The organism is Symplocastrum torsivum, from assembly GCF_059505465.1.
On sequence record NZ_JCACKQ010000134.1, the window covers coordinates 114,334 to 141,047 of the forward strand.

The window sequence follows — 26,714 nt, forward strand, 5'->3', positions numbered from 1 at the left end:
TATTCAACCGCTTGAAGAACAAACGAACTTCTGATGCACCTTGACGATTTCAGGACAGGTAGTCTAAATTAGGTATACCTATTCAGGAGTACCTAATTATGTCCTATTATTTGTTTGAGGTTCCTTCTGTAAGCGGTCATCATACGGATCTGGTTCTTGCAGACCCGGATAACCCAAATGCACCTGCTTACTCTCACTACGCTTTTACCATCGGAACTCCCGCGAACCCAAACGAATTAACACAGCGTCGAGGAATTCCATTTAGCAGCTTTCGTGATTGGGAAAAATTGTCTAGCAACTTTAATATCGAAGAGATGCTGATCCCAAAGAAGGCATACCTTCCTGGAGGGAGTGTGCTTGGGGAAAAAGATTTAAATCCAGCATTTCAAGCTAACACGGCTATGCGGCTTGGTGCGTTAGAACTACTTGCCAACATCTCTTCGGGTCGAATTACTGCCAGTGACAAAGATCCTTTTCCTCATCAATTGGCGCTGCAACAGTATATGAAGGCTCATCAGACACAAGTTCAACGCCTCCTTATTGCTGACGAGGTTGGACTTGGAAAAACAATTGAAGTGGGTTTGATACTACGAGATTTGCTTGTTGCACAGGTTGATTCTAAGCTGCTTCGCTGTCTTTACCTAACAAAGGGTGGACTCCTAGATGATGTCAGGCTGAAACTCCAGTCAGTTATCCCTGGTGTAGATGGTGAGAGTATTGTTCAAGTTGAGAAATCTTTTGTTGAATATGGCAATCGTACTGACGGAATTCATATCGCCAGTATGGATGCTGCGAGACGTTATGTAAAAAAGGCACAGAAAAAAAAGTTGCCTACAGGGGTTAGCCCCGAAATTTTAATTATTGACGAAGCACATCATTGTGCAAGCGAAGATGAACTAACTAGCCCACAGCGTATTGGTCTAAAAGCAACAACAAGAGCTTATGAAGCTGCTTACCAAATGATCACTGGAGAATTTTGGCATGATTCCGCTCCTCCAAAGCTAGTAATCTTCATGAGTGCTACTCCCTTTCGCTCCAGACCCCAATTTATCAACCTATTACGTCTTCTCACAAATAAGACTTCAGAGATTGAAAATGCATATTCACCTAAGTTAACTGACAGAGAACTCGTTCAAGTTTTAGGTTCTGATAACTCATCTACGGCAGTCATTTGGCGGCAGCATTATAATGTCCGTAGCTGGTCTGATAAACGCTTATTCCCGAACTTGGCGATCGAACGTCCGCCTCTCCAAGCAAGCGAAGCCTACTTGAAATTGATTGAAGATATTCGGGAAAAAATAAAAGAGATTTATAGTAATTACGGTGAGAGTTTTGGTGGATTTGCAATTCGTCAACTTGAAACGCGATTAACTAGCACTACTATTACTGGCGCAATGTGGCTGTTCCGTTGGTGCGTCAGACATCAAGAGTGGAAAACTCAAGATGAATACAGACAAGATATTTCCGAAAGTACAGCGAATCTTCGCAAGCTTATTAAAGGAATTTCTCAAAAGCTTGCCGCTTACGACGAACGCAATAAATCTGGGCACGTTACAGTCTCTTTTCCCAGCGATGATTTTTCGTTTGATGCAAAAAGCTTAGGACAACCATTACCGGGTAATAAAATAGTCGATATTTACAGACTTAATGAAAAGCTTCGTAGAGGTGATGATGAAGATAATACTTTTGTTGCTACTCATGAAGAGATTACAGAACTAACAGAATTTGCGCTAGAACTGCTGAACTTTGCAGATTTTCATAGTGAAGATGAAACTGGAGCGGAGAATGCCAAGCTAACTTGGCTCAAAGATATCTTGGCAAAGCATCCTGAGTCAAAATTTCTAGTTTTTACTGAGAGTTTACAAACCTGCGAGATTATCATTAAAGCTCTTCCCAGAGAGAGTGAAAAACTGACTGGAGATATGAGCCTTGCTCAGAGAGAGGAAGCTGTTGCCAAATTGCGTGATGTGAATAGTCCCGTAAGAGTCCTAGTTGCAACTTCAGCCGCAGACGAAGGGTTTGATTTTCAAGTTGCAAACCGCGTTATTCATTGGGATTTGAGTCCAAATCCAGCAGTGCTGATGCAACGAAACGGTCGCGTCGCTCGACTGGGGCAAATCTTAGATGTTATTGCTTATTACTTGATTATTGCTGGAACGCATGAGCAAAGACGGGAGCAAGCATTAGTTGATCGCTTTACTCAACTTGGAATCACAGATGAAAGAATGCGTCTTAAAATTCTGGGTTCTCTCAGTATTGAACAGGAGGAGAAAATCTTTCAGGATATCGAAGAAGAAAAGTTTTCACTAATTGACGATATCCTCAAGCAGGCTGAAGCCGACCAGAAGGATATGGAAGAGAAATTAGGGGAACTTCAAACACAACTTACTCAGCAATGGGTCATCAGTCGAGAAGAACTAGCGAAGCGGCTTGACAGATGGATGGAATTAGGATTACCTGGTGTTGATCAGAAATATGAACTTACATTTAGTACCAAGGAGTGGAGCCGTCCTGTATTCCGTGACGAAGGTACAGCTATGGAAACTGCTCAGGCTAAGATTGCTACCATTCAAGGCAGGAAATTCACGTTTGACCCAGAATTCAAGGTCTTTGGCAGGGAGAAAGAAAATATCTTGCTAGCAGGTCTTTATCCTTGGTTTAAGAATGAACGGGAGGGAGTAATCGAGCATCGTCCGCTTCCCCGCAACGCCGATCCAATTGGTTATCTTGCGTGTTCTCTAGCTCGACAGCGTAAGGCAGACTTTACTACAATCTCAGCGAACCAGTTGTATGAACAATTTCCTAATCTGCGAGATGCTCATTATCTCTTATTTGCCACTCACCCGCTTCGTGAAGTAGAAAATCATGCGCTAGCCAGCACCGATTCTTACTTAACGTTTTACGCTTTCAGTAGTGACTTATCCAAGTCTATAGAAGCTCAAGGCGCATCAGCCAAAGAAGTTTACCAAATGATTTCCCTGTTGGAGAAAGATGCACTTAAAACGGGTTCAACATTAATAGAAACTGGTGTGCTTGAGGCTGCAAAAAGCGCAAGCCAAGAACTTGCAAAATGGTTGGAGCAATCAAGAAAACTTGGGGGACTTACTAAGAAGTCATATTTTCTCCCAATTCCAGTGGCACTTGTTGCAGTGCTTCAGTAGGAGAGAACAGACTTGAATAGTGGCGATCGCTTCTTAATCTTGTCAAGCAATGAGTGCCCCACCACCAACCTCAAAACCATATCCTTGCGAATAGTCTCACGGTAACTTACCCCTGAATACCAAGAGATCACTTTCGGGATACACCCCACCTACAACTCAAGTAGCAAAACTTTTTATTCAACCGCAGAAGTGCGAAATAGAAAGCAAGGGCAGGGGGAGATTGGCTTCTCGCTTCCCCTGCCTACTTCCTACACATTGGAGTTAATTACACACTCACTAGAGAGACAACAACCCTAAGGCAACTGACTCAACCAGTGGCTGACATCTACAGCCAGTTTTTCACCAAGCTGGAGCAACTGGCGTAGTTGAGTAGTATCCCAATCAGTTTTTGAAGGCAGTTTCGTCAACTCACCCACGTCGTTCTTTTCAGAAATCAACTGGGCTTGAATTGCCAGTTTGCACTGAGGGACGAGGCGCGTTTGTAGGCTGCTGAAGTACAGTTCCTGGCAACGATCCAGGCATAACCCAAGGTGAAGCTGATTGCCTAACTCAATTAGACGCTCAATGCGGTAGATATCAAATTTTAAGGTGTCTGGATTAGCGTCGTGCAAGACTTGCCAGAGCGATCGCAAAATCATCTGTTCTAGCGTTTGCCTTGCTTCTGGGATTTTGAGCTGGCAACGTAGATGCTGGGCTTCTGTTGCGATCGCTTCCAACTCGGCTAAGTGACTGAATACCATCTGGGGATCGCTTGTTTCCTGCTCTAGCGATCGCAAGGAACATAAGCACCGATTTGAAAGCGCAATCTCCGCAGCCACTTGCAATTCCTGCGGAACTGACAACTCATCTCGATGGAATGCCATCAATACGCCATAATTATCCCGGTAAACCTGAGTATAAAGCTGATCTAATCGTGTCAAGGTTTCCTGACTTAATAGTCCCATAATCCGGTGACGCTCCTCAGCAAACAGGTTCTGCAAGCTAAACGATTGATCACCAAACATCTGGTTCATTGCCAGAATTGCATGGGCAGCACTCGCCTGTTTTAAAGCCTCGAACACCTTTTCTTTAAGTTTGCTGTAGGCACGGCGTCCCGCAAACGGTTGAATGCAGCAGTGGAAGTCCCAACCCCCTAAGTGCAGCACAGCAAATACAAGATGAGAACTTTCCCAGGTAATTTCTGAAACCAGGCGTAACTGTCCCACAGCTAGCGTCAGCGATCCCATCCGTTGTAGCTGGTAGTCGAGTTGATGAGCCTCGTAGCAGTAGAGTCGTTGCTGTTGGGGATAGCTGGTGAACAGTGAACTAATTGCATAGTGGGCAGCTACTTGCTTAAAGCTGATTTGTGCCGACACCACCAGTTGCCGATAAACCTCTAAACCAGTTTTGAAGAAATCAACATTACTAGGTGCAAGGGCAAGGCGTCTAAGGAAGCCTTTTTCCAATTGCACCCCAGCGACATCACCCGCTAATTCCAACGCATGAGAGGCATAACGGAGAATCTGTACCCCTTCTGGACGAGAGAGTTCTTCAAAGAACCAGCCGCAACTGGTATACATCAGCAGCGCGTGACGCTGCATTTCCAAAAGGCGTAAGGCATCAATCTGTTCGGCAGGTGAGAGTTTATGATTGCGATGACGATCCAAAAAGCTTTCGACATTCGCTGGGGAGCGATCGCGCATCACTTTGATATACTCATCCCGTGCTGCCCAAGGATCACGGAATAACTGCCGCCCTGTCTCTTCATAAACCTTAGCTAATCGATCCCGCAGCCAATCAAGAGCATCCCGCAACGGACGCCGCCACTTCTGGTTCCATGCCCCACCACCACCGCAACCACAGTCCTCCTGCCAACGCTCAACTCCATGGGCGCAACTCCAAGCAGTTACAGGCTTCAGTACGACTTCCCAAGTCGGTGGATTGATGCTGAGGTAGTGAGCAAAGTTCGTGACAGTCCAGCCTCGATTGGGAATTTCTTGGGTAAAAGCGTAAGCAAGACATTTCTCTGTCCCGCCTTTATGGTGCCCAAAGGTTTCCCCATCTGTTGCGACAGAAATAAGCTGTGCTGGTCGATGATCCCCACGCACGGCTTGACCCAAACGCCCCAAAAAGTGAGGGGAGTAACTTAAAACATCGTTAAAACCCATATCTCTAGAGATTGGGCCGTCGTAGAAAAAGATATCAATATACTTGCCATCAGCAAGGAAACACCGATAAGGGCGAGTGGGATCAATTTGGCTACCACCCACTTCCAGCCATTGAGTAACAGGTTGATCGTCATTGGGGAGGGGGCGACACCGTTCTGCTTGGGAGGGAGCGAGAATGATAAATTTAATTTCCTCTGCAACGAGTGCCTCTAATGTGGCATAGTCCACAGCCGTTTCCGCTAGCCACATGCCTTCGGGATCGCGACCAAATCGGGAGCGGAAGTCTTCTTTGCCCCAACGGATTTGGGTGTATTTGTCCCGTTCGTTTGCCAGAGGCATGATGATGTGGTTGTAAACCTGCGCGATCGCATTACCATGACCATTTAGACGCTCAGCACTTTTGCGATCGGCTTCTAGAATCCGCTGATAAACCTCAACATCGTAGCGTTCCAGCCATGACATCAGCGTTGGCCCGATGTTAAAGCTCAAATACTCATAGTTGTTCACGATCCCCACAACTTCACCCCGCTCATTCAACACCCTGGCAAAGGCATTGGGGCGATAACATTCATGGTGAATTCGCTCATTCCAGTCGTGGAACGGTGTTGCACTGGGCTGGCGCTCAATCGTGTCAAGATAAGGATTTTCACGCGGCGGCTGATAAAAATGACCGTGAACCGTCACGTACACACCTGTAGCCGTCTGTAGGGAATCGGGAGCGATCCCCGTATCGTCTGTAAACTTTATAAGCGCATCCATTGCAACAGCTTGTGAAGCTGGAAGATCAGCAGCAGAAGTCATGGGATTACCAAATACTAAAAAACTAGTTAGACTACTTTCCTCGCCCTACACGGAAATCATCACTTGGGTAGGGAACTATGCTCCGTCAAGCCAGTATCTACTTCAAAGGCAACAATCTTGAATCAGGAACACGTAAATAAACTTTGGCGAGGATTAAGAAAGGACTGGTTAAGCTTGCTTTGGGGTGGAAGCTTAAAAACCTTTGACACTGTTCTTATTCAACCGCAATGCCTAAGTAGAGCTGACAGTCGGTTCATGGAACTTGCCTTAAGTTCATAGAACTTAATTGCAAGATAACAGTTCTTCAACGCAACGACACCCTATCGAACGACATAATCCTGCTCACCTCTAAGTAAGAAGCGAGTATTCTAGAGTCGAATGAAAGCACGCCTTTTGAGGTGCAGAAAATCTAGATGCTGACCAAAAATACAATTTTGTTTGCTTTGCTGGTGTTTGTTCCCATTTCCATTGCGGCTCATTTTCTGGAGTGGGGAGCATCCGTTGTCTTCATTACGTCTGGTTTGGCGATTGTTCCCCTGGCTGCCTTTATGGGTACGGCGACGGAAGAAATCGCTGTGGTGGTTGGGCCATCGCTAGGTGGTTTATTAAATGCGACCTTTGGCAACGCTACCGAATTAATCATTGCCCTGATTGCCTTGAATGCAGGGTTGGTGAATGTGGTCAAAGCCACAATTACGGGATCGATTATCAGCAACTTACTTCTGGTGATGGGCTTTGCCATGCTGTTGGGCGGCTTGCGCTATAAAGAACAGGATTTTCAGCCCGTTATCGCACGAGTGAATGCTTCCTCTATGAACCTTGCCGTGATTGCGATTCTAGTACCAACGGCTGTAGATGCCACCTCAACAGGTATTGGTGAAGCTACGTTGCAGAAACTTTCGGTTGCCGTTGCGATCGTGTTAATTCTGGTCTATGGGTTGACGCTGCTATTTTCTATGAAAACGCACAGCTATCTATTTGACGTTGGTGTCGCAGAAATGGATGGAGAGGAGTCAAACCTGGCGAAAGAAGATACTGAAGAGAAGCCTAACTTGACGCTTTGGATTAGCGTGCTGCTAGGGGTGACTCTTCTGGTAGCGGGGGAGTCAGAATTGCTTGTGGAAACCTTGGAAGAAGCAACCTCGCAATTGGGCTTGAGTACCTTGTTTACTGGTGTCATTCTTCTCCCAGTGATTGGCAATGCCGCAGAACACGCCACAGCCGTGACAGTAGCGATGAAAAACAAGATGGATCTTTCTGTTTCTGTGGCAGTAGGGTCTAGTTTGCAAATTGCTCTATTTGTTGCGCCCGTGTTGGTTCTTGCTGGGTGGTTCATGGGACAGCCGATGGATTTGGACTTCAATCCCTTTGAACTCGTGGCGGTTGCTGTGTCAGTTTTAATTGCCAATTCGATCAGTTCTGATGGTAATTCAAACTGGTTAGAGGGAACGTTGCTTCTTGCTACTTATGTGGTTTTGGGACTAGCGTTTTTCTTCCATCCGATTATTGAAGGCTTAGGCTAGTAGACGTAGAAAAATTATTTCTTTGTGTCATCAGTAGCCGCAACTTCCCTTGAAACTGGAAACCACGCTTCTATTTTTAAGAAATGAAGCGTGGTAGTTCACAGCCTTTTTAAAACCTCGCTGAATCCTTGTGAGTGCTTACTGCTACTCATTGCAGTTAGCCAACTCGTCAAGGTATGTGGCATAGCACAGACACTTCCCAAATGAACACGCCATTTACTCCAAGAACGTACTGCACGGGAGAAGGGATAAACGTGCCAGAAACGATTGACAGAGCAAACTATTTCATTACCTAATGCAGTTACTTCATGAGACCATCCCGCAGGAATGAAGAGTATATCTCCCCGGTTGAGGATGACTTCGTGACGGTGCTGAAGTGCTAGTTTGAACTTGGGAAATGATTGAAAGTCTGGTTTCTCAGGATAAACCTGGCTATATCCAGCACGCTTCCTTAATCCGTGCCGTAAATGAACAGCAACTGGAAACGGATAAAGATTGTACAACTGTGAGGGTGGGAAGAGTACAATTCTCTTTGCACCATGCAACTGCATTAAAGTGCCATCCATCGTGTCATAGTGAAGACAGGTTGTATGCCCTCCCAGACCCAGCCAGAGATTTAGGTCAGTGGCAGGCAGCCGCAATCCCATGCTTGCTTCCGTAGACTTGATTAAAGTAGCATCTGCCAATGGGGTATTGGTCAGGGTCGCTTTAGCTAGGTAGAGAGCGTTCTCCTTGGCTTCACCGTTCCGCAGTAGTTCGGCATACTGAAGAAAGGACATGGTTTTGGTTTCTACACCACTGCCAATGTTTGCCCATTTTCGTTTGTCTTGCTCATACCTTTGCTGCCCGTTATAACGTATTGGAAACTCTGTAGTTCCTAACTTCTCACAGAGATAGTCAAGCGTCCAATCCGCCTCGGCATCCAGCAATCCAGTAATAACAACAGGGATACCATGGTTCTGGTACTCCTCAAAGAAGATTTGGGGAGTTAGCTTTGCTGCCTGTATACGAGAGACAGGAAAATCTCGGTTGTTTAGCTTGGGTAAATTATCTTCTTCTGGCTTTGTTTGCATGACTCTATCTAGAGAGCGTTAAATTACACGTCATGGCTGTTTTTAAAAGCTCAAAATCCGCGTTGAGGAGGGCATTACTTGAAGATAGTCGAAGCCATAGCCAAAAATACTCTGAGCTTTGCGCCTATGCCTCTTAATCTTGAGAGGGTTCTGTTGCTTCAACCGAACTATTACCACATCCATCAGTAAATGGCAAGGGCTAATCTAGCAATCAGCTTGCTCAATCACTCCACTGCGGTCGGGTAAGATGCATCTAAAATCTAAGGATGACAACTTTTCAAGGGATCTATAGAAATGCCTTCCCACAAATCTACCCGTGGGATTTTCTCTGATCGTCGCCGATTTTACCTTAGTCTTTTAGGAGCGATCGCCTTTATCGGTGTTGGGATTGCTGTTTATTGGAGTTACTTTAAGCGCAATCCCTCGTCAATTAGTCCTTCTGTGTCTAGCACGGCTTCGGAGACTCGTTCCTCAGGCGATCGCACTACAATCAGTGCATCAGGCTCAACGAGTCAACCTAAGGCGAAGTTGGCTTACATCTTAAAGGGAGATTCATCTTCTGTTCACTCCCTCGCGATTAGCCAAGACGGGCAGACGCTTGTTAGCAGTAGCGATTACTCAAGTGTGATGGTCTGGAATCTGGGTGCAGGCTGTACGGGTACGGTGTGTAATCCTCCAACGCGCACTTTGCCAATGTACTCAATCTCGGTCTACTCTGTCGCCCTCAGCCCAAATCGTCAAATTGTCGCCAGTGGTAGCTGGAAGGACATTAAAATCTGGAATCTGAATGAGGGCGAACTACTACGAAACATTTCGGGACATTTAGGGGCTGTCTATACGGTGGGAATCAGCCCCAATGGACGAACTCTCGCTAGTGGCAGTGGTGACGATGAAGTGAAACTTTGGAATCTGGACACGGGGAAGCTGTTGCACACTCTCTCTGGTCATTCCGAGGCTGTGTATACCCTAGCCTTCAGCCCCGATGGAAAGACTCTCGTCACTGGCAGTTCGGATAAAACAATTAAGATTTGGAATTTAGATAGCGGCTGTACGAGTGAAACCTGCATTAGTTCCACGCACACGCTTTCTGGACACACAGAAGATATATCCTCTCTTGCGATTAGCCCGGATGGGCAAACATTAGTCAGTGCTAGTGCAGATCAAACAATTAAGATTTGGGATCTTCCGAAAGCAACACTGGTTCGTACTCTCTCTGGGCACAAGGGGAAGGTTTTATCGGTTGCGATTAGCCCGGATGGCACGATGGTAGCGAGTGGTGGTGCGGATCAAACGATTAAGCTATGGCAGTTGAATAACGGCGAGTTATTGGACACGATTGCTGGGCATTCTGATGTGGTTAATGCTGTCGCCTTTAAGCCTGATGGTCGTACTCTCTTGAGTGGGAGTGCTGATAAAACGATAAAGATTTGGCGGTTGCAGTAGTTGTTTGTTGTTGGGTTGAGGGTGCGATCGCGTTCTCATTCACAATCAAAAAAATCGCACCTCCCATTGAGGGAAATGCGACTAACTTTACAAAGTTGTGGCTTCTAGTTCTTCCGATTAGAAGAACCTGATTTTTGTAATAACATTACCGGACGCAAGACCCAAAGCAGAATTGCGATCGCAAGAATAATCGCTGTTGGGCTGTTGCTTTCCAATAATGGAGTTGGGTCAATCGGTAAAGTTGTTGTGCTTGGTTGGCTAGCGGAAATCGTGGATTGTGCTTGAGACATTGAGTTATTTGTCCTTGAAAACTCTACAGTCTCATCCTCTGATCAGGCTCACTGAGGTCGAATCTGAGCAATACCTGAGTTAATAGCTGATTTCGTGACTGACTTCCGTTCAGAAGCGAGATTGCTAGAATCTGGGTAAATTTTAGGAATAAGCTATGCCACGATCCGTTAAGATTCACCCAGATCGCAAGCAAGAGGTCATATCAGCTCTTGAGCGTAATAGCTTTCTAACTCAGGGTGACTTAGCAGCGCATCTAGGGATAGCTCTATCCACAATCAATAACTTCGTCAACAGCAAACCTGTTTACATCTCGAAGTTTGAAGAAATTTGTGAGGCATTGGGGCTAGATAAGCGAGAAATCACTAAGCCAGTTGAGCAAGGTAGCAATAGTGCCTCTGAGCAGCCTGCTCCTCCAGTCAGCTTTTTTGCTTATGATTCTTCCTGGGTAGGTCGAGAGCAGCTAGTTGCTGATCTGAGTGAAAAGCTTCGAGAGAGATGTCGGCTATTAATCCTCGTTGGCATCACGGGAATTGGTAAAACGGCTTTGGCTGAAAGATTGGCAGTAAAGTTACAAGACTGGTTTCTTGGAGATTGGAAGAACAAGTTCAAGAGAGCGAATTTTGACTACGAGGACAAAGCTACAGATTTTGCCAGTATCGCTGGTAGATGGCTAGAGGAGTGGGGAGAGAGACTCCCACTAGAGGAGAAAAAGCCAGAGCTACTGTTATATAGGTTAGTAAAATACCTACGCGAGAATCAGGTTCTAGTGCTGATTGATTCTCTAGAAAGACTGCTGACAGGAAATGAAGAAGACGGCTGGGGTGATTTTGCCGATGAGTGGTGGCAGAAATTCTTTTTGAGCTTATTGTCAGCAGAATCTTGCCAAAGTCGATTAATTGTCACCTCACAGGATTTGCCAGTTAAGTTAGTAGACTCCCGTTATAAAAATTTCTGGCATCACCAAGTTTTATATGGACTAGAGGAATCGGAACAGGTTGCCTTGTTCGAGACAACGGGGTTAGATGTTAGCGAGGATTCACTCGATAAACCTCTGCTGTTGACAATTGGAAAAGCTTACGAGGGTCATCCTTTAGTTTTGCGGGTGATTGTAGGAGAAATTACGGAATCTTTTAGCGCGAATGTCCGAGCTTACTGGAAAAAATACGGCGATGAGATTGAAGAGGTAAAAGAGGCTTTGGACTTAGCTCGTAATGAAGGAATAGTTGAAGGAAAAACGGATCGGTGGGCGCTAGATCGATATACCCATGAATTGAAAAAGCAAGTGAAAGTACGTCTCGATAGGACTTTTGCTCGGCTGGAAACGGATGTTAAGGATGCCTATTTTTTGCTTTGCACTGCGTCAGTTTATCGCTGCGAAGTACCTGAGAATTTTTGGCTTAGCCATTTGGAATATCGAGGTTACGATAAGCCGCGATGCGAAGATGCGTTGCAGACATTGCGCGATCGCTATCTGGTTGAGGACAGAGGAATTGACCATGAAGACGAGCGTCTTGTAGGGCAACATAATCTGATTCGTAGCGTTGCGCTCACTCGTCGAGCAAACCTCTTTCCAGAGAACTGAACAACTACTATCCACTCTAGCCCTCTCAGTATGACAAATAGCCTGACACCCTCAGGGGAGATTATTCTTGCAGAGCTTAACATCAATCCAAACAGTCTGGTGGCTCATGTCCCAGCTAGTAAGCTCGATGATTACATAGCCGTTGTAAACTGGCTCAAGAAGTACAAACCCAAATCGGATGCTACCAATCTACAGAAAGTGCGTGGATATCTGGAAGCATTCCACCATCTGTGTGAAGTAGAAGCATGGGAAGAAGCTTTCAAAATACTTTCTACTCACCTTAATACTCCGACCAATGAAGAGTTACACAATCAACTCAACACTTGGGGGTACTATCGCGAACAAACTGAACTTTACAACAGAATTTTAGGCAAATTAGATCCGATATTGAACGCTGTTTGTTTGAATGGTTTGGGAAATTTGTACCAGGTTTTGGCAGAGTATGACAAAGCAATTGAATGCCATCAGCAGTATTTGGCAATGTTTGCTGATTGCGCGGCAAATCAAAGACGGTAGGGGAGAAATGGCAGCCATTGCACAACAGGGAAGGAGTTATGCTGCACTAGAAGACAATGCCAAAGCAATTGAGTCATATCACCAGTTGCTGCCAATTGCGAGGAAAATCGGAAACCGTGAAGGAGAGATAATTGCACTGGCTGGTTTGAGTTCTGCTTATGCGGCACAAAAAGACCATGCCAAAGCGATTGAGTCCTACCACCAGATGTTGCCAATAGTGCGGGAAATTGGAAACCGCGAAATGGAGATAGTTGCACTGGCTGGTTTGGGTTCTGCTTACGCCGCACTGAAAGACCATACCAAGGTGATTGAGTTTGAGCAACAGATTTTGCCAATCTTGCGGGAAATCGGAGACCGCAAATTAGAGATAGCGACGCTAGGACGTCTGGTACTGGCTTATGCCGCACGAGGAAACTATGCCAAGATGCTCGCAAATATCCTAAGGCTACTCCTCATCCTCAACTAACTCGCCTAAATACAGTTCAACAAACTTCTTTGCCGCCGCTGGCTCGATTCCCTTCAAAGCCGTGACTATCTCTACAATTGCCTCGCCAGAAGGGTCTGTCTGTTCGTGAAACCAACGAAAAACAATAGAACGATCTACGCCTAAAGCGACTGCCAACTTGTTTTGGCTAATGCGATAGGTTTCCAATGCCTGTTTGAGGGCTTTGCCTGCTCTTCCCATGCCTCTAATCGTGTCAGAGGAGCATGATCTCGTAAATGTTGATATATTATCCTACTTGAGTTGATATATTTGCCTACAAACCATGAACTCAAAGTCGTTAGCAAATATATCAACAAAAAGGTGAACTCTAATGTCCGAAGAATTTATTCCAGATACCAGCGAAACCCCCACTCCACCTGCATTCTCCAATCCTCCCAGTGAATCCTCTCCACGTCGAGAACCCATCAAAGTACTTGTCATTGGTTCTCCCCAAGGTGTCAACAATACAATTCACACCCTGTACAAGCGGGGTTTTGCCGAAGTTACTGAGTGGAGTCCTCTGCAACCGACTTCCAATCCTGGTGAAGTTATGAGCGTTTTGAGGCGGCAGCTTCGGATTCACTGAATTGAGGAATCGTCAGGCGATCGCATTTCTAAATTGGTCTCAAGATGCGATCGCTTATCATAAATACCAAGACGCGATCGCAAATTATGGAGAAAGGATGGAGATTGCTAAGTTGTTGATGGATGGCGATAAGCAAGCTGTTATCTTACCCAAAGAATTTCAGTTTCAGGGCAGCGAAGTTTATATAAAAAAAATAGGAAATGTTATTGTCCTGATTTCCAAAGAAAACCCATGGAAGACTTTGTTCGACAGTTTAAGCCTATTCTCTGAAGACTTTATGGAAAGTCGGGAACAGCCTGTAATAGAAAGCAGAGAGGCTTTTGAATGAGGTTTTTGCTAGATACAAATATTTGCATCTACATCATCAAACAGAAACCTGCCAAAGTTTTCGAGAAGTTCCAAATGCTTAATCCATCAGAGGTAGGGGTGTCATCAATTACTGTTGCCGAACTGGAATATGGAGCTTATAAAAGCCAGTGGGTAGAGTGAATGTCTCTGTGAGGATAGGTTTGCGATCGCATTTCTAAATCAGAATAGCGCGTCTAAATCATTTGTACAACCAACTGGCTTCATTACCTAATACTTGATGTTTGTGAAAAATTTTTGGCTTGTAACTCTTAAGTTCTGACCTTTGCTTTTTCTGCTTTACCTGAGTTGTACGACTCAATTAGACGCGCTATATCAAGATGCGATCGCCTATCATCAATACCAAGACGCGCAGCTAAGTATTGCTTTGTTACTGATTGTTATTGGTCACTCCCGCCCTAGAAGCCTACCCAGACAGTGAGAAGTTCGCCCCAGATGAATTTTTGGTAAGCTTGATGGGATAGGATTCTTGTGAGTCTGATGTTTTTCAAATAGTTTGTTGGATTCATGAGTGAGTAAAAAGGGATAAAGGTACGGATAAGTTTTGTAGTAATTCAGTAAAACTTTCCATCCACAACTCCTTTTTAAGACACTCCAGCACCAGGAGATTCGATGAGTACATCAGGGGAGTAACCCGTTGGTTTCAAGCCAACTGGCTTACCGCCATGAATCATCCCTTGATGATTTGGCTCAAAGAACGTGTAAGGAAACTGAGGTTCAGGACGACTAATTGCCTCAAGGCGTGAGTTCAGTTCGCCTGGAATCTGAAAATCCAAGGCTTTAAGATTGTCTTCTAGCTGGGATAGCTTTGTAGCTCCAACAATCACACTTGCAACACCAGGCTGGTTCGCCGTCCAGTTGACTGCAACCTGAGCCATGCTGTGACCCAGTTCCTTAGCCACATTTTCCAGTTCTGCTACTATTTTCCAGTTTCGCTCGGTGAACTTCTGGAATGCTGAATTCTTACTGTCTCGGAGTGCTTCAAGTCGTCCCTCGCCGCTGATGCTACCCTCACTCGGCTTATATTTTCCACTGAGAAGACCGCTTGCTAAAGGACTCCACACCGTGATGCCCATGCCAAGTTCCAGACCCAAGGAAATGAACTCACGTTCAATGTTCCGCTCAACCAGCGAGTATTCAAGTTGTAAACTACACAGCGGTTCATAGCCGCGCCACTCGGCAATTGTCTGTGCCCGTGCTGCGTACCAAGCGGGTGTATCACTCAGCCCCACATGACGAACCTTTCCTGATCGCACTAAATCGTCAAGCGTCCGCATCACCTCTTCGGCAGGCGTAATCCGATCCCAGGTGTGGAGAATGTAGAGATCGATATAGTCTGTTCCCAGACGTTGCAATGAACCCTCCACGGCTCGAAGGATATTCTTGCGTCCGTTCCCGCCAGCGTTTGGGTTTCCGGGTTGGGCGTTGTAGCTGAACTTGGTGGCAATGACAACGCGATCGCGCAATCCACGCTCTGCAACGAACTTACCAATCCAAGCTTCCGAAGTGCCGTTGGTATATAAATCTGCCGTGTCGATGAAATTTCCACCCGCATCAACGTAGGTATTGAATAGTTGACGCGCCGTATCTTCATCAGCACCCCAACCCCATTCCGTGCCGAATGTCATGGTACCCAGTGACAGACGACTGACTCGTAAACCTGAACGTCCCAGTGTGTAATAAGTATCGAGAGACATGAAGTTACTCCTTTGATTTCAATTCAGTAGAACCAGCATTTATGGTTCATGGTTCACAGCGATTTACGAAAGCTTTTATATCGTTTTCAATCCACCTACTAACCCCAACCACCACCATTTACAGATCTTCTGTTCCATCCCGCTGAATCCAGATTTTGCCATCAATGATGTCAATATGCAGCAAACAGCCATGCACCCGGCGATCGCCATCCCAGCCTACATCCATCCACAAATAGCGATCGCGGATGCGGTCAAACACGACTTCCGGTTGAATATCTGCATAGGAATAAGGCAACGAAGCGTATTCGCTCAGAATCGCTTCAATAACTTGGCGGTAGTGTTCTAATTGGGCGTGATCCATTGTTTTACAACCTCCTGGCTTGGCTCAAAGGTTATCAGCTTCAAACGGCGATTTTTCAGCAATAGCTTCCCGATCGGTTCTTCAAACAAATCCTCAAAGACACTGCTAGGAATTGCTAGATACAGCAACCGTTCTGGCTCTAATTCAGCCAAAATATCTTGATTTTATACCTTGAACGAGTTGCCTATGTATCCTGAAAAGACATAGTTGTAGAGTAATCAAGCAGTTATCTAGGATTGGTGCAGCGATCGCTACTTTTCGTAGATTATCACAGGAACACTATTTTCACTTTCGTACTCTTTACTAAGCTCTCTTCATGTCTCGACCAGCTTTATACTTTGCAATCACCAGCCACGGTTTTGGTCATACAGTGCGGGCGGCTTCTGTGGCGGCAGCTATCCAGCAACTTTGTCCAGAGATTCTGCTAATTCTCGTAACAACAGCACCGCGCTGGTTATTGGAGTCTTACATTTCAGGAGATTTTATTCATCGCCCTCGCTCTTATGATGTCGGTGTCATTCAGTCTGACAGTTTGACGATGGATAAAGAGGCAACACTAGAAAAACTCCAGCAACTTCGCTCTGAACAACGCTCGATTATCGCAGGTGAGGTGAACTTTATCCGGACTAATCGAGTGGGACTTGTTCTGGGAGATATTCCTCCTTTGGCACCGCTGATTGCTTCTTCTGCGGGGATTCCCTGTTGGATGATGAGCAATTTTGGCTGGGACTATATCTATCGAGATTGGGGAGGAGGGTTTGTTGAGATTGCGGATTGGATTAGTGAATGTTACGGAAAGAGCGATCGCTTATTTCGTTTTCCCTTACATGAACCGATGAGTGCCTTTCCCAACATCACTGATGTCGGCTTACCTGGAGGTTCGCCTCGCTACAATTTAGACGAGTTGCGAGAAAAACTAGGTCTTACTGCCCCTCCTGAGAAAATAGTTTTACTCACCTTTGGCGGATTGGGGTTGGAGCAAATCCCTTATGAGGGTCTAAATCAGTTTCCGGACTGGCAATTCGTCACTTTTGACAATAAAGCTCCAGATATGCCCAACTTACTAAAAGCATCTGGTCATGACTACCGACCTGTAGACTTGATGCCATTATGTGGGCGAGTTATGTCCAAACCGGGACACAGTACCTTTTCTGAAGCCTTGCGCCTCGGTACGCCAATCGTTTCACTCACCCGCGAAGGCTTCGTGGAATCGTTCATCCTGCTGGATGGCATCCGAGATTACGCTTATCATCAAATCTTGACACCCGAAGAATTTTCCCAAGGCGACTGGGAGTTTCTGCGCCATCCTCTAGAACCGCCCAGGCTAGCCCAAACGGTAGCCAAAGATGGAACAGAAGCGATCGCACAAATGGTGGTCAACTACTTTCAAGCTCAGTAACTAGGAATTAAAGATGAGAAGGCAAGATGTTTAAGCGATCGCGCTATTTTACCATCCCTTCATCACCCTCATTAACCGATATGGCACATTATCAACAGTTAATTAAAATTCAGACCACTGGTAAATCGTTATCTAAAATTACCTCAAAAGTCCAATCAATAGTTGCCGAATCCGGCATTAATACCGGACTTTGTACCATTTTCTTACGGCATACTTCAGCAAGCTTGCTGATTCAAGAAAATGCAGACCCAGATGTTCTCAAAGATTTATCTAACTTTTTTGCCAAATTAGTACCAGAGGATGGCAAAAGTTATATTCACGATGCAGAAGGTCCTGATGATATGCCAGCTCATATTCGCACCGCCCTGACAAAAACCTCGGAACAAATTCCAATCGCTTATGGAAAATTACTTTTAGGAACCTGGCAAGGAATTTATATCTGGGAACATCGTCACCATAGTCATTATCGTGAAATTGTTGTTCATATCACAGGTGACTAGTGCGGCTTTGCTCTATTTGGCACTCTCCCCCTCCGTCCTATAAAAATGGAGATTCTTTCGGGGATTTCGCGGGATTGCCGAAACACTCTGCAATCACGCTGTTAACGGATAACCGTCGCCCAATGCCCTCGATCTCAACCTGTTGGATCAAGTTCAGGCTTGCTTGCTGAGCACCATGACCTAACTCATTCACAGGTGGGCAATCGTGGACTAATTGCTTCTGTGTATGTTGGGCTGCCCGTGCCAGTTGCTTACGCTTGGCGTCGAGCTTGCCAGAGGATTCCAAATTAGGCGATCGCATATTATCATCGTTCCCGGCAACCATGATCTCAATTGGGAACTGGGCGACAAAGCGTTTTCCTACGACGAAAACGGTCTACCAAAACGCGATCTGACGCAACACCAACGGCCGACCTACTTATTTGAACTCTAAATGAGAGTATCTTTCGATCACATTTAGGAGTGGCACCAGTAGAATTAGCAGGCAAGCTGAATAAACATCACCACCCCAGCCGTCATGGAGCCACTTGAAGGCGCTATCTTGTCCAGTACCATGAAAGAACGTCAAGACTGTATTGCGGATGATATTACCACTGACACTAATTATCACTGCCCCTAGTAAGAACACAGTTGTTGCCTTGCGGGAAACCCAAGTTCCTCGGCTGTAGAGTAGCATCATGCCGACATAAAGAACGGTGAATAACATTTTCAATCCGGCACAATAGGGTGCAACTTCGACTAAGCGTCCACCTACCGATAAGTAAATCTGGTTGACGCTGACATCAATGCCACACTGAATCAAAATAAATCCAGCGGTTCCGGCAATAAATTCTTGTAGAGGCAGAGTAAAGGGCGCGATTAGGTAAGGAACGGCTGTTGGAGTTGCCAAGAATACTAATAAGAGGGGAAAACTCTGAAGCTTAAAACCAGGAACACCTTTAAGCCAAAGACTGATGCCTGCTAATACAGCAGGGAACGATAAGTTTACCAATTCGGATTGACCGCTGAGATAGAAGAATCCTCCAATAATTAAGCAGACAAAACCAAGCGGATGCGTTGTATTCGGTAGCTGATGCCATTGCTGTCGATGTGTCCAGACAATATAGGCGGCAAACGGCAATCCGATTAAACCATGACTGAAGTATTCATGTTCAAGGCTGATGGTTTTGTTGAGCCAGCCATCGTACCAGTGAATGAGTAAGGGTGCATAAATGGCTACTAATAAAGCGATGATCGCACCATCGAGGAGGTAACGCTCGATCGCGATTGGAATCTTGGGACGATATAGCATGGTACTACCCTGAAATTAAAGCAATAGAACGAGTCTTCAGCAGATTTTTAAGAGAGTCAACGACTTGATTGATTTGAACTTCACTCAAGCCAGGATACATCGGTAAAGACAAAATCTCTTGGCAGAGCAGTTCCGTATGAGGGAAGTCACCAACTTTATAGCTTAAATCTTCGTAGGCGGGTTGGAGATGACACCCAATCGGATAATGAATGCCTGTTTGAATTCCTTGCTCTGCTAGTTCCTCTTGAATAACTTGTCGAGTAACAGGACACTCTGCACTGATGCGAATCACATAGATATGATAAATGTGACCTGTACTGCTGTGATTCTGTAAGGGAAAAATTCCTTGAGTTTTTAGTGGTGCTAGGAGAGCATCATACTGTTGAGCAATTAAATTACGAGACTGATTCCAGCCAGCTAAATGAGGCAGCTTAACATTGAGGACAGCAGCTTGGAGAGTGTCTAAACGGCTGTTTTTGCCCTCGTCAGGGTGGAAGTACTTACGCGGTGAGCCATAGTTACGAAGCGATCGCACTTTTGTAGCCAAACCCGCATCCTTTGTGATCAGCATCCCGCCATCCCCAAAAGCACCCAAATTTTTACTTGGATAAAAGCTAAATGCAGCCGCAATTCCTACAGAACCAGCATGATAGCCTTCTCGTTGAGCGAGGTGAGCTTGAGCGGCATCTTCAAAAATTAGTAAATTGTAAGTATTGGCTAGCTCCAATAGCTGAGTTGGTGACACCATCTGACCGTAGAGATGGACAGGAATAATTGCCTTGGTTCTGCTGGTAATTGCCTTGGGAACAGCACTCAAGTCAATCAGAGCGGTGTCCGGGTCACAATCCACCAAAACGGGTGTTGCTCCTGTATCACGAACACCGATCAGTGTGGCAATAAACGTATTCGCTGGCAAAATCACTTCGTCACCTGCACCAATGCCACAGGCTTGTAATCCCAGCGCGATCGCATCTGTTCCCGACGCTACGCCAACACCATATTCAACACCCGATGCTTGGGCAAATGCTGCCTCAAAGTCCGCTAAGGCTTGACCCAAGACAAAATCGCCGCGTTGGATTACAGTCTGGATTGCCTGCTCCAACTGGGCTTGAATCGGCTGGTGCTGGAGGGTGAGATCAACGAAGGGAATGTTTACCGAGACTGGGTGGCTCATATAGGCTGAGGTTTTATTCTAATTATTGATTTTTTTGCGGGCAGCTTCTAAGAGTAGGCGTTGTTCGGCACGAGCGATCGCGTTGTAGATGCGCTCTACATCATTCACATCGACAGAAATGGATGTAATACCCCATTCCACCAAAGCATCAATGAGTTCAGGATATTGAGCGGGTGCTTGACCGCAGATCGAGCAGGGAATACCCGCCTGTCTCGCCATTTGGATCAGTTGCTGAAGCGCTCGCTGCACTGCCGGATGCCGCCCATCTAGCGTAGAGCCTAACCGTTCTTGGTCGCGGTCAACAGCAAGCAACAGTTGTGTTAAGTCATTTGTACCGATTGAAATCCCCTGAACACCCGCTCTGACATAATCCGGTAACAAAAACAAAACAGAGGGTACTTCCGCCATAATCCACAGTTGGAAGTGGGGGTTTTCCGTTAGCCCTGCCTGTTCAACACGGCGACGGCAAAAAGTGAACTCCTCAACCGCACGAATAAACGGCAACATGAGCTGGACATTGCTGTAGCCATAAGCCTGAACCTGCTTTAAAGCAGCAAGCTCTAAATCAAACAAGGTTGGGTCAATCAAATAGCGCAGCGTACCACGTAGACCAACAATCGGATTAACTTCCGGTTCTGAAGGAGGAGTGACTCCGGAGAGGAAGGGAACTTCATGTGAGGCGCGAGGTGCTAACTCCGCTTCACGCCAATCTATAGAGCGATACAACACAGGACGTGGTGCAAAGGCAGCAGCAAACTGAATAATGATTTCGGCAAAGCGTGTGACTAACTCACTCTTGTTTCCCTGTCGGAGCCATTCATTAGGGTGTAGATTTTCTAGAGCGTCCAGCATAATTAGTTCTGAACGCAATAAACCGACTCCATCTACTGGCAAATCAATGATTTTTTCCAGGGAGTTGACTTGGCTGAGGTTGACTAATAGTTGGGTAGCAATTGGCGGGAGGGGAGAGTAAGACATCACTGGTCGAGAGCGCTCAACTTCGCGGTTAGGGTCTTTGACACGATGAATTTCTCCCTGGTCACCATCCACCAGTAGAGACTCGCCAGTTTCAAACAATTGGGTAACACCGATAGCGCCAACAACGGCTGGGATACCGAGTTCTCTGGCAATTATTGCCGCATGACTGGTCATCCCCCCCTGTTCAGTCACAACAGCCGCCGCTTGCTTGAGTAAAGGTAGCCAACTGGGAGTGATGCTTTGGACAATTAAAATCCGTCCGGGAATGATGCCTGTGAGGTTTTGGCTATTACTTGGGATCACTTGCGCCGTTGCAATCACTCGTCCGGCAGCAGCGGGTAGACCTCTAACAAGCTGTGGAGTGGGGCTTGGAGAGGAAGGTTGGCTAGAGGGGGAAAGCAAAGATCCTACAGGTGAGAGTTGAGGGGTCAACTGCATGATTTGTAGCTGCGGTTCCGGGCTTCCTGGGATTTGACACAGTGCCCACTCTAGTGAAAAAGCCGGAGAGATTTCAGTAGCGAGGCGCTGGGACAGATCAATTAGCTGGTTGAGGGATTTTTCGTCTAGGGCGTACTGTTTTTGTTGCTCTTCACTCAGGAGATAGGGTTGTACACCGCTTGCTATAGGTGCTTCGGAGTCTTCGAGATTGTACAGATGATAGGCACGAGTTTTACTGCCTAAGCGTTGCGTTCGAGTTTGGACAGTGCCAGATGCCAGTGTTAACTGGTACTGATCGGGAAGTACTTCTCCTTTGGCGATCGCAATTCCTAGTCCCCAAGTTGCTTGAATCGTCCACTCAACTGGGCTAGCGAGTAGTGTACCAGAAGCGATCGCGTCCCAAAGGGGTTGCACTAAGACGGCAACTGAAAGCTGCTGTAGTCCAATGCCGTTCCGCTGCCAGTAGAACAGACTTCTCGCCCGAAACAGTTCTGCCCAAACTTGTTTTAAACCCTTTTGAAGTGCATCCGCTTGATTTGGGCAGATGTAGGATTCCCAAATTCCCGGTGGTACGTCAGGATACTCTTGCCCGTTAGCTCTCGAATGCCCAATATCGAAGGTCTGATTGAGTGATCTTATTGATAGGGAGGGATGCAAAATCAGCGTTGGGGCTGACATTGCCTCGGCAGCGGCGAGGAATGCCGATTCCCACATGGCTGGTAAACTCGCGGCTGTAAGCTCTTGCCGAAGTTGTTGGGCGACTAGTTGTAATTGACGTGGATTGTCTACATCCACATAAAAAGAAGAATGGGGCAAGTCAGCTAAAAGGGGTTCCGACTTGCCCAGCGTTTCCATACATTCCCAAAAGGCGATCGCTGGCACGACAAAACCCGGCACAACTGGGTAGCCACGCTGTAAAAGCTGGCTCAAGTTAAATGCTTGATTGCCCACTAATGGGCGTTCGGAGCGTTGAATCTGATCAAGCCAGTAGAGGTTGTCCAATGTTAGGTGTTGGTTGTTGGTTGTTAGTGGAAGAGTTTAAGAGGATTCGGTTGCTTAAACAATTGCTGGACTAGACCGATAGGGATAAAAATCCTTTATTCCTTCTTTCCTCTGTCCTCTGCCTTATTTTCAAGACAGGTCTACTGAAGTTCTGAAGATTTCAGCCAACTTTCCACTAACAACCAACTACAACTCAACCTGTGTTCCTCATCCCAGCCGCAATTCCGTTGATGGTCAACAGTGCGCCACGAAGTAACTCGCCTTTACTATAGCGGGAGTGAACAATTGCCGATGTCGGTTGGTTGCTGTGTTGACGCAGACGTTTCAGCAGTGAAACCTGCAAGAACCCAAGCGGAACAATCGTACCGTTACGGAGCTGCACTGAACGCTGTAATTCTGGGTCACCATCTAGAAGGCGCTTGTGTCCGGTGATCGAGAGAACTATGTCGCACGTTAGGTTGAATTCATTGGCAATCTGTTCAAACAGTTGCTCAAAGCGTTCTTTGTCTTCCTGTCTTGACAATTCACGCACATAGTGATGAGCAATTTGGATGTCTACTTTCGCCAACGTCATCTCTACCTTAGAAATTGCCATTTTGAAGAACGGCCACTTGAAGTAGAAGTAACGCAGCAGCTTGAGATTTTCCTCCGTCTCCTCATCCAAAAATCCTTGGAGTGCTGTTCCGACACCATACCAGGACGGTAGGAGGAAACGGCTTTGAGTCCAGCTAAAGACCCAGGGAATCGCCCGCAGACTGGCTAAATCTTTCTTGCCACCGCGACGGGCTGGGCGAGAACTAATCTGGAGTTGGCTAATTTCTTGGATAGGCGTAACTTGGTGGAAGAACTCAACTAAGTCAGGCTGATCGTAAATGAGCGCCCGGTAGTGGGTACGCGCTCGTGTTGCCAACTCCTCCATAATTTCGTTCCAAGGCTCAATATCATCAAAGCCAGTTCGTAACAAGCTCGCTTGAATGACTGCTGTCGTGACGGTTTCCAAGTGATAAAGCGCCAGTTCTGGGAGAGAGTACTTCGAGGCTAAGACTTCCCCCTGTTCGGTAATCTTGATTCGCCCATTAATACTGCGTCCAGGTTGCGCCAAAATAGCTTCGTAGGCTGGGCCACCACCCCGACCAACTGAGCCACCCCGACCATGGAAGATGCGTAAAGCAAGGCTGTAGTCCTCAGCAATTTTCTGGAGTGCTTTTTGCGCTTTGTGGATTTCCCAGTTGCTACTCAGGAAGCCAGAATCTTTATTGCTGTCGGAGTAGCCCAGCATCACCTCTTGTAGGTCTTTTGTCAGTAGTCCATCATCAGGTGCTAGTTGTTTTTTTGTTTCTCCTGATGACTGAGCGTTAGTCTCTGACAAATTCTCATAACCACCTGCAAGACAAGCGCGATAGAGTGGCAGATCGAACAACGAACTCATCACGCCGGGGGCACGTTTCAAGTCGTCTACTGTTTCAAACAGTGGCACTACCTGAATAGTACTTGCGCCCGTTGCTGGGTCATACAGACCTGCTTCCTTAGCTAGCAAGAGTACTTCCAAAATGTCACTACCATCGTGACACATGCTGATGATGTAGGTTTGACAGACAGGGCGACCAAACTCCTGTTGCAGTTGGCGCAGCATCCGGAATGTTTCAACCGTTTCGCACGTTTTCTCGGAAAAGGGCAACTCAGCAGGGATTAATGGGCGTCGAGTTTGTAACTCAGTGGTTAGCCAAAGCGATCGCTGATTTTCTGAGAGTTCGTTGTAGGACTTGGGTAAAATTTGCAGGTACTCAGAAATCTCGTTCAGGGCATCTGAGTGGCGAGAGCTTTCCTGACGAATATCCAGATGCGCCAGGTTAAAGCCATAAATCTCTACCTGACAAATTAGATTCTCCAAATCCCGGCAGCTCAATCCTGTTTCTGATAGGTTCCGCTCAATCAGCCGCAACTCTGCCAAGAATTCGCTTCCAGAGCGGTAAATGTAGGGGCTTGTCAGGGCGGCGAGGTCTTCTTCTAAGGGCTTGCCATGACGCAGGTGCTGATTGCGATCGCGTGTATTTTCCAGCCGTTTCTGCACGTAGGCAAGTTTCAGTCGATATGGCTCTTGACGGTAGCGAATTGCTAGCTGCTCATAAACCTCTGGCATTTGGGAGCGCTCCTGTTCCAGAGAGTCCAATAGCTCCGGTAAGACATCACTCCAGTGCAACGACAGGCTGAGTAAAGTCGTTAAACGTCCGACTGAATTGATATATTTTTCTAGCACCAAATCGCGTTGGTAACAGGCAGTTGCCCAAGTGACTTGAGGAGTCACTGAAGGATTGCCATCTCGATCTGACCCAACCCAAGAGCCAAATTTACAGAAGTTATTACTGGGAGGCTTTAGCCAAGGATATGAGGCTTTTAAAGCTTGTCCGAGACGTTGATACAGTTCGGGAATTGCCTCGAAAAGGACTTCTTGGAAGTAGTGGAGTGTGTAATCGACCTCATCGAGTACAGTTGGCTTAAATTGATGCAATTCATCAGTACGCCACCAGAGGCGAATTTCTTCCATTAGTTGTTCGGTATAGTTCTCTACCTCCCAGGAAGACGTTAACCCCAAGGCTCTCAAGGCTTCTTCTGCTTGGTCTAACTGTTGCAGAATCTTCGCAATGCGCCGCTGTTTTGCTCGAATCGTGTGCCGAACGATTTCCGTCGGATGTGCCGTGAAAACTAAGCGAATATCGAGATTGTCAATCAGCCGCTGAATTTGCTGGGGTGGCATATTCAGTTGTTGTAGGTAGGGAAATAACCAGTGAAACGTCCCAACTTCTTTGTTGGACGCTCCGTTTTCCTGCCAGCTTTTCTCTAGTAGATCGGCAACGGGATCAACACTTTGAGCCTCTGACTCAACAGAGTTTACAGAAACCATTGCTGACTTTCTGTCTTCCGCATTACTGGCTTGCTTCGCCGAAGACTTTGTCATCGTGGAAGCGTTATAAGTCGCGCGTCGTGCAAGCTGTTGATCGCGCTGTTCGTAATGCTGCTCAACAATGTTGATGAGCTGAAAGTAAAGGGCAAAGGCGCGTGAAGCACGGATTGCCGCATTCAGGTCAAGTTTTTCGATGACCTTGGGAACGGACGATTCCGGTAAGTCCGTTGCTTGTCCCTCCGGAGAACACAAATCACGCAGTTGTTTGAGTAGATCGACAAGTTCCTGCCCACATTCGGAGCAAAGAACAGACTCCCACAAGTCTTCTACAACTTTGAGGCGATGGCGTAGAAATAGTTCGGAGGTTGAAGGAACGGCGAATTCTTGGTCAGACGGATGGAGGAGCGAACTCATAATGTCTGTTCACAGCAAGACAAAGATAATCCATTGTAGGGGGATAGTGTTCCGCAGAGTCGTTTCGCAGTTAACCAACTGAAGTTTTGATTTGAGTTATGGTTCCTGCTTAAACTTTGTGCCTTACCCCTCCTCTTGGCATCCTGTATCGGGGAAATGGAGTACAGGTAAGCGATCGCCTCGAAATACTTCCTCACTAGCCACTCCTGCCGCTTGCAGCCAAGAGCCAACTGCCTGAATCGAGACGATACCCAGTAGCACTGGAGCCGCCGCAAGACTTAATAAAAATTCTGTAGGAATTCCTGATGTCGCTGGGTTGCCAGCAGCCGTTTGGGGTGTGTTTTTGTTAGGAGACATTTTAAGCCAGTGAGTCAGTAACTGTATTCAGCTAGTACAAATATCCTAACGCTACCGGAAAAGTATGCAACACAGTTTTAGAGTTTAGAGTGAGTGTTATGTCAAACTATTTAGATGTATTTTGATGAAGTAAGCCGATGTAAACAACAAGTTATGTTTTATTGTGCTTACTTGCTTAATGGACTCGTAGGGGAGGAACCGATACCCGCTGTTGACTGTTCATACTTG

At 46.4% G+C, this 26,714-nt stretch carries 25 protein-coding genes; 12 read left to right on the forward strand and 13 right to left on the reverse strand.

Annotated elements, in window-relative coordinates:
• Positions 1-98 precede the first annotated feature (98 nt).
• On the forward strand, positions 99-3,161 hold the full coding sequence (locus AC5JL3_RS35110) for a helicase-related protein (RefSeq protein WP_496078855.1): 3,063 nt from the start codon (positions 99-101) through the stop codon (positions 3,159-3,161).
• Positions 3,162-3,454: 293 nt separating this feature from the next.
• Here AC5JL3_RS35110 and AC5JL3_RS35115 read toward each other — a convergent pair whose 3' ends face one another.
• On the reverse strand, positions 3,455-6,067 hold the full coding sequence (locus AC5JL3_RS35115) for a DUF3536 domain-containing protein (protein WP_496078884.1): 2,613 nt from the start codon (positions 6,065-6,067) through the stop codon (positions 3,455-3,457).
• 455 nt (positions 6,068-6,522) lie between these two features.
• Here AC5JL3_RS35115 and cax point away from each other — a divergent pair, with 455 nt between their 5' ends.
• The gene (gene cax / locus AC5JL3_RS35120) at positions 6,523-7,632 is read left to right on the forward strand and encodes a calcium/proton exchanger (RefSeq protein ID WP_496078856.1); all 1,110 of its coding nucleotides are present in this window, start codon (positions 6,523-6,525) and stop codon (positions 7,630-7,632) included.
• Between the two features lie 98 nt (positions 7,633-7,730).
• Here cax and AC5JL3_RS35125 read toward each other — a convergent pair whose 3' ends face one another.
• Positions 7,731-8,705: a cupin-like domain-containing protein gene (locus AC5JL3_RS35125; RefSeq protein WP_496078857.1), complete on the reverse strand. Its 975-nt coding sequence runs from the start codon at positions 8,703-8,705 to the stop codon at positions 7,731-7,733.
• Between the two features lie 294 nt (positions 8,706-8,999).
• On the opposite strand from AC5JL3_RS35125, the gene AC5JL3_RS35130 reads away from it, so the two are divergent.
• Positions 9,000-10,148 carry a WD40 repeat domain-containing protein gene (locus AC5JL3_RS35130; protein WP_496078858.1) on the forward strand — a complete coding sequence of 383 codons (1,149 nt, stop codon included), beginning with the start codon at positions 9,000-9,002 and terminating at the stop codon, positions 10,146-10,148.
• A gap of 104 nt (positions 10,149-10,252) precedes the next feature.
• On the opposite strand, the gene AC5JL3_RS35135 is transcribed toward AC5JL3_RS35130, so the two are convergent.
• Positions 10,253-10,438 (reverse strand): hypothetical protein, encoded by a 186-nt coding sequence (locus AC5JL3_RS35135; RefSeq protein ID WP_496078859.1) that lies wholly within the window; start codon positions 10,436-10,438, stop codon positions 10,253-10,255.
• Positions 10,439-10,593: 155 nt separating this feature from the next.
• Between AC5JL3_RS35135 and AC5JL3_RS35140 the strand changes: the two genes are divergently transcribed.
• The 3 genes from AC5JL3_RS35140 to AC5JL3_RS35150 are packed head-to-tail and all read left to right on the forward strand — an operon-like array spanning position 10,594 to position 13,003.
• Entirely contained in the window at positions 10,594-12,021 is a 1,428-nt protein-coding gene (locus AC5JL3_RS35140; protein WP_496078860.1) for an AAA family ATPase, read from the forward strand.
• Positions 12,022-12,051: 30 nt separating this feature from the next.
• Positions 12,052-12,537 carry a hypothetical protein gene (locus AC5JL3_RS35145; RefSeq protein WP_496078861.1) on the forward strand — a complete coding sequence of 162 codons (486 nt, stop codon included), beginning with the start codon at positions 12,052-12,054 and terminating at the stop codon, positions 12,535-12,537.
• Positions 12,464-13,003 (forward strand): tetratricopeptide repeat protein, encoded by a 540-nt coding sequence (locus AC5JL3_RS35150; RefSeq protein WP_496078862.1) that lies wholly within the window; start codon positions 12,464-12,466, stop codon positions 13,001-13,003. The genes AC5JL3_RS35145 and AC5JL3_RS35150 overlap by 74 nt, the downstream gene beginning before the upstream one ends.
• Here the strand turns inward: AC5JL3_RS35150 and AC5JL3_RS35155 are convergent.
• A complete protein-coding gene (locus AC5JL3_RS35155; RefSeq protein WP_496078863.1) occupies positions 12,983-13,222 on the reverse strand; it encodes a helix-turn-helix domain-containing protein in 240 nt (79 codons plus the stop codon). The two genes, AC5JL3_RS35150 and AC5JL3_RS35155, sit on opposite strands and share 21 nt — an antisense overlap.
• 130 nt (positions 13,223-13,352) lie before the next feature.
• Here AC5JL3_RS35155 and AC5JL3_RS35160 point away from each other — a divergent pair, with 130 nt between their 5' ends.
• The 4 genes from AC5JL3_RS35160 (at position 13,353) to AC5JL3_RS35175 (ending at position 14,394) form a co-directional block, all read left to right on the forward strand.
• Positions 13,353-13,607 (forward strand): peptide ABC transporter substrate-binding protein, encoded by a 255-nt coding sequence (locus AC5JL3_RS35160; RefSeq protein ID WP_496078864.1) that lies wholly within the window; start codon positions 13,353-13,355, stop codon positions 13,605-13,607.
• Position 13,608: 1 nt separating this feature from the next.
• The gene (locus AC5JL3_RS35165) at positions 13,609-13,935 is read left to right on the forward strand and encodes an antitoxin (protein WP_496078865.1); all 327 of its coding nucleotides are present in this window, start codon (positions 13,609-13,611) and stop codon (positions 13,933-13,935) included.
• Complete coding sequence (locus AC5JL3_RS35170) at positions 13,932-14,096, forward strand: PIN domain-containing protein (RefSeq protein ID WP_496078866.1); 165 nt, start codon at positions 13,932-13,934, stop codon at positions 14,094-14,096. The genes AC5JL3_RS35165 and AC5JL3_RS35170 overlap by 4 nt, the downstream gene beginning before the upstream one ends.
• A gap of 142 nt (positions 14,097-14,238) precedes the next feature.
• Positions 14,239-14,394 (forward strand): hypothetical protein, encoded by a 156-nt coding sequence (locus tag AC5JL3_RS35175; RefSeq protein ID WP_496078867.1) that lies wholly within the window; start codon positions 14,239-14,241, stop codon positions 14,392-14,394.
• 163 nt (positions 14,395-14,557) lie between these two features.
• On the opposite strand, the gene AC5JL3_RS35180 is transcribed toward AC5JL3_RS35175, so the two are convergent.
• The 3 genes from AC5JL3_RS35180 to AC5JL3_RS35190 form a co-directional block, all read right to left on the reverse strand.
• Positions 14,558-15,670, reverse strand: coding sequence for an aldo/keto reductase (locus AC5JL3_RS35180; RefSeq protein ID WP_496078868.1), 1,113 nt, complete (start codon positions 15,668-15,670; stop codon positions 14,558-14,560).
• 118 nt (positions 15,671-15,788) lie between these two features.
• Positions 15,789-16,031 (reverse strand): XisI protein, encoded by a 243-nt coding sequence (locus tag AC5JL3_RS35185; protein WP_496078869.1) that lies wholly within the window; start codon positions 16,029-16,031, stop codon positions 15,789-15,791.
• On the reverse strand, positions 16,013-16,183 hold the full coding sequence (locus AC5JL3_RS35190; protein WP_496078870.1) for an element excision factor XisH family protein: 171 nt from the start codon (positions 16,181-16,183) through the stop codon (positions 16,013-16,015). The genes AC5JL3_RS35185 and AC5JL3_RS35190 overlap by 19 nt, the downstream gene beginning before the upstream one ends.
• 164 nt (positions 16,184-16,347) lie before the next feature.
• Here AC5JL3_RS35190 and AC5JL3_RS35195 point away from each other — a divergent pair, with 164 nt between their 5' ends.
• Both AC5JL3_RS35195 and AC5JL3_RS35200 read left to right on the forward strand, forming a co-directional pair.
• Entirely contained in the window at positions 16,348-17,430 is a 1,083-nt protein-coding gene (locus tag AC5JL3_RS35195) for a glycosyl transferase (RefSeq protein WP_496078871.1), read from the forward strand.
• Between the two features lie 80 nt (positions 17,431-17,510).
• Positions 17,511-17,930, forward strand: coding sequence for a secondary thiamine-phosphate synthase enzyme YjbQ (locus AC5JL3_RS35200; RefSeq protein ID WP_496078872.1), 420 nt, complete (start codon positions 17,511-17,513; stop codon positions 17,928-17,930).
• A gap of 37 nt (positions 17,931-17,967) precedes the next feature.
• Here the strand turns inward: AC5JL3_RS35200 and AC5JL3_RS35205 are convergent, their stop codons facing one another.
• The 6 genes from AC5JL3_RS35205 to AC5JL3_RS35230 form a co-directional block, all read right to left on the reverse strand.
• Positions 17,968-18,255, reverse strand: coding sequence for a hypothetical protein (locus tag AC5JL3_RS35205; protein WP_496078873.1), 288 nt, complete (start codon positions 18,253-18,255; stop codon positions 17,968-17,970).
• Positions 18,256-18,348: 93 nt separating this feature from the next.
• Positions 18,349-19,221, reverse strand: a complete 873-nt coding sequence (gene crtB / locus AC5JL3_RS35210) for a cyanoexosortase B (protein WP_496078874.1) — start codon at positions 19,219-19,221, stop codon at positions 18,349-18,351.
• A gap of 4 nt (positions 19,222-19,225) precedes the next feature.
• Positions 19,226-20,395 (reverse strand): DegT/DnrJ/EryC1/StrS family aminotransferase, encoded by a 1,170-nt coding sequence (locus tag AC5JL3_RS35215; RefSeq protein ID WP_496078875.1) that lies wholly within the window; start codon positions 20,393-20,395, stop codon positions 19,226-19,228.
• A gap of 18 nt (positions 20,396-20,413) precedes the next feature.
• Entirely contained in the window at positions 20,414-22,813 is a 2,400-nt protein-coding gene (locus AC5JL3_RS35220; protein WP_496078876.1) for a putative PEP-binding protein, read from the reverse strand.
• 193 nt (positions 22,814-23,006) lie between these two features.
• Positions 23,007-26,129 (reverse strand): phosphoenolpyruvate carboxylase, encoded by a 3,123-nt coding sequence (gene ppc, locus AC5JL3_RS35225; RefSeq protein ID WP_496078877.1) that lies wholly within the window; start codon positions 26,127-26,129, stop codon positions 23,007-23,009.
• A 123-nt stretch (positions 26,130-26,252) separates the two neighbouring features.
• Positions 26,253-26,486: a hypothetical protein gene (locus AC5JL3_RS35230; RefSeq protein WP_348259819.1), complete on the reverse strand. Its 234-nt coding sequence runs from the start codon at positions 26,484-26,486 to the stop codon at positions 26,253-26,255.
• Positions 26,487-26,714 lie beyond the last annotated feature (228 nt).

What these genes read in the sequence shown, in the direction of transcription:
- AC5JL3_RS35150 (WP_496078862.1), top strand. Translation starts at nt 12,464, where the DNA reads ATGACAAAGCAATTGAATGCCATCAGCAGTATTTGGCAATGTTTGCTG.
- AC5JL3_RS35130 (WP_496078858.1), top strand. Translation starts at nt 9,000, where the DNA reads ATGCCTTCCCACAAATCTACCCGTGGGATTTTCTCTGATCGTCGCCGA.
- AC5JL3_RS35215 (WP_496078875.1), bottom strand. Translation starts at nt 20,395, where the DNA reads ATGAGCCACCCAGTCTCGGTAAACATTCCCTTCGTTGATCTCACCCTC.
- AC5JL3_RS35115 (WP_496078884.1), bottom strand. Translation starts at nt 6,067, where the DNA reads ATGGATGCGCTTATAAAGTTTACAGACGATACGGGGATCGCTCCCGAT.
- AC5JL3_RS35145 (WP_496078861.1), top strand. Translation starts at nt 12,052, where the DNA reads ATGACAAATAGCCTGACACCCTCAGGGGAGATTATTCTTGCAGAGCTT.
- AC5JL3_RS35205 (WP_496078873.1), bottom strand. Translation starts at nt 18,255, where the DNA reads ATGGTTGCCGGGAACGATGATAATATGCGATCGCCTAATTTGGAATCC.
- AC5JL3_RS35200 (WP_496078872.1), top strand. Translation starts at nt 17,511, where the DNA reads ATGGCACATTATCAACAGTTAATTAAAATTCAGACCACTGGTAAATCG.
- crtB (WP_496078874.1), bottom strand. Translation starts at nt 19,221, where the DNA reads ATGCTATATCGTCCCAAGATTCCAATCGCGATCGAGCGTTACCTCCTC.
- AC5JL3_RS35125 (WP_496078857.1), bottom strand. Translation starts at nt 8,705, where the DNA reads ATGCAAACAAAGCCAGAAGAAGATAATTTACCCAAGCTAAACAACCGA.
- AC5JL3_RS35170 (WP_496078866.1), top strand. Translation starts at nt 13,932, where the DNA reads ATGAGGTTTTTGCTAGATACAAATATTTGCATCTACATCATCAAACAG.
- AC5JL3_RS35195 (WP_496078871.1), top strand. Translation starts at nt 16,348, where the DNA reads ATGTCTCGACCAGCTTTATACTTTGCAATCACCAGCCACGGTTTTGGT.
- cax (WP_496078856.1), top strand. Translation starts at nt 6,523, where the DNA reads ATGCTGACCAAAAATACAATTTTGTTTGCTTTGCTGGTGTTTGTTCCC.
- AC5JL3_RS35185 (WP_496078869.1), bottom strand. Translation starts at nt 16,031, where the DNA reads ATGGATCACGCCCAATTAGAACACTACCGCCAAGTTATTGAAGCGATT.
- AC5JL3_RS35180 (WP_496078868.1), bottom strand. Translation starts at nt 15,670, where the DNA reads ATGTCTCTCGATACTTATTACACACTGGGACGTTCAGGTTTACGAGTC.
- AC5JL3_RS35110 (WP_496078855.1), top strand. Translation starts at nt 99, where the DNA reads ATGTCCTATTATTTGTTTGAGGTTCCTTCTGTAAGCGGTCATCATACG.
- ppc (WP_496078877.1), bottom strand. Translation starts at nt 26,129, where the DNA reads ATGAGTTCGCTCCTCCATCCGTCTGACCAAGAATTCGCCGTTCCTTCA.
- AC5JL3_RS35230 (WP_348259819.1), bottom strand. Translation starts at nt 26,486, where the DNA reads ATGTCTCCTAACAAAAACACACCCCAAACGGCTGCTGGCAACCCAGCG.
- AC5JL3_RS35160 (WP_496078864.1), top strand. Translation starts at nt 13,353, where the DNA reads ATGTCCGAAGAATTTATTCCAGATACCAGCGAAACCCCCACTCCACCT.
- AC5JL3_RS35135 (WP_496078859.1), bottom strand. Translation starts at nt 10,438, where the DNA reads ATGTCTCAAGCACAATCCACGATTTCCGCTAGCCAACCAAGCACAACA.
- AC5JL3_RS35140 (WP_496078860.1), top strand. Translation starts at nt 10,594, where the DNA reads ATGCCACGATCCGTTAAGATTCACCCAGATCGCAAGCAAGAGGTCATA.
- AC5JL3_RS35155 (WP_496078863.1), bottom strand. Translation starts at nt 13,222, where the DNA reads ATGGGAAGAGCAGGCAAAGCCCTCAAACAGGCATTGGAAACCTATCGC.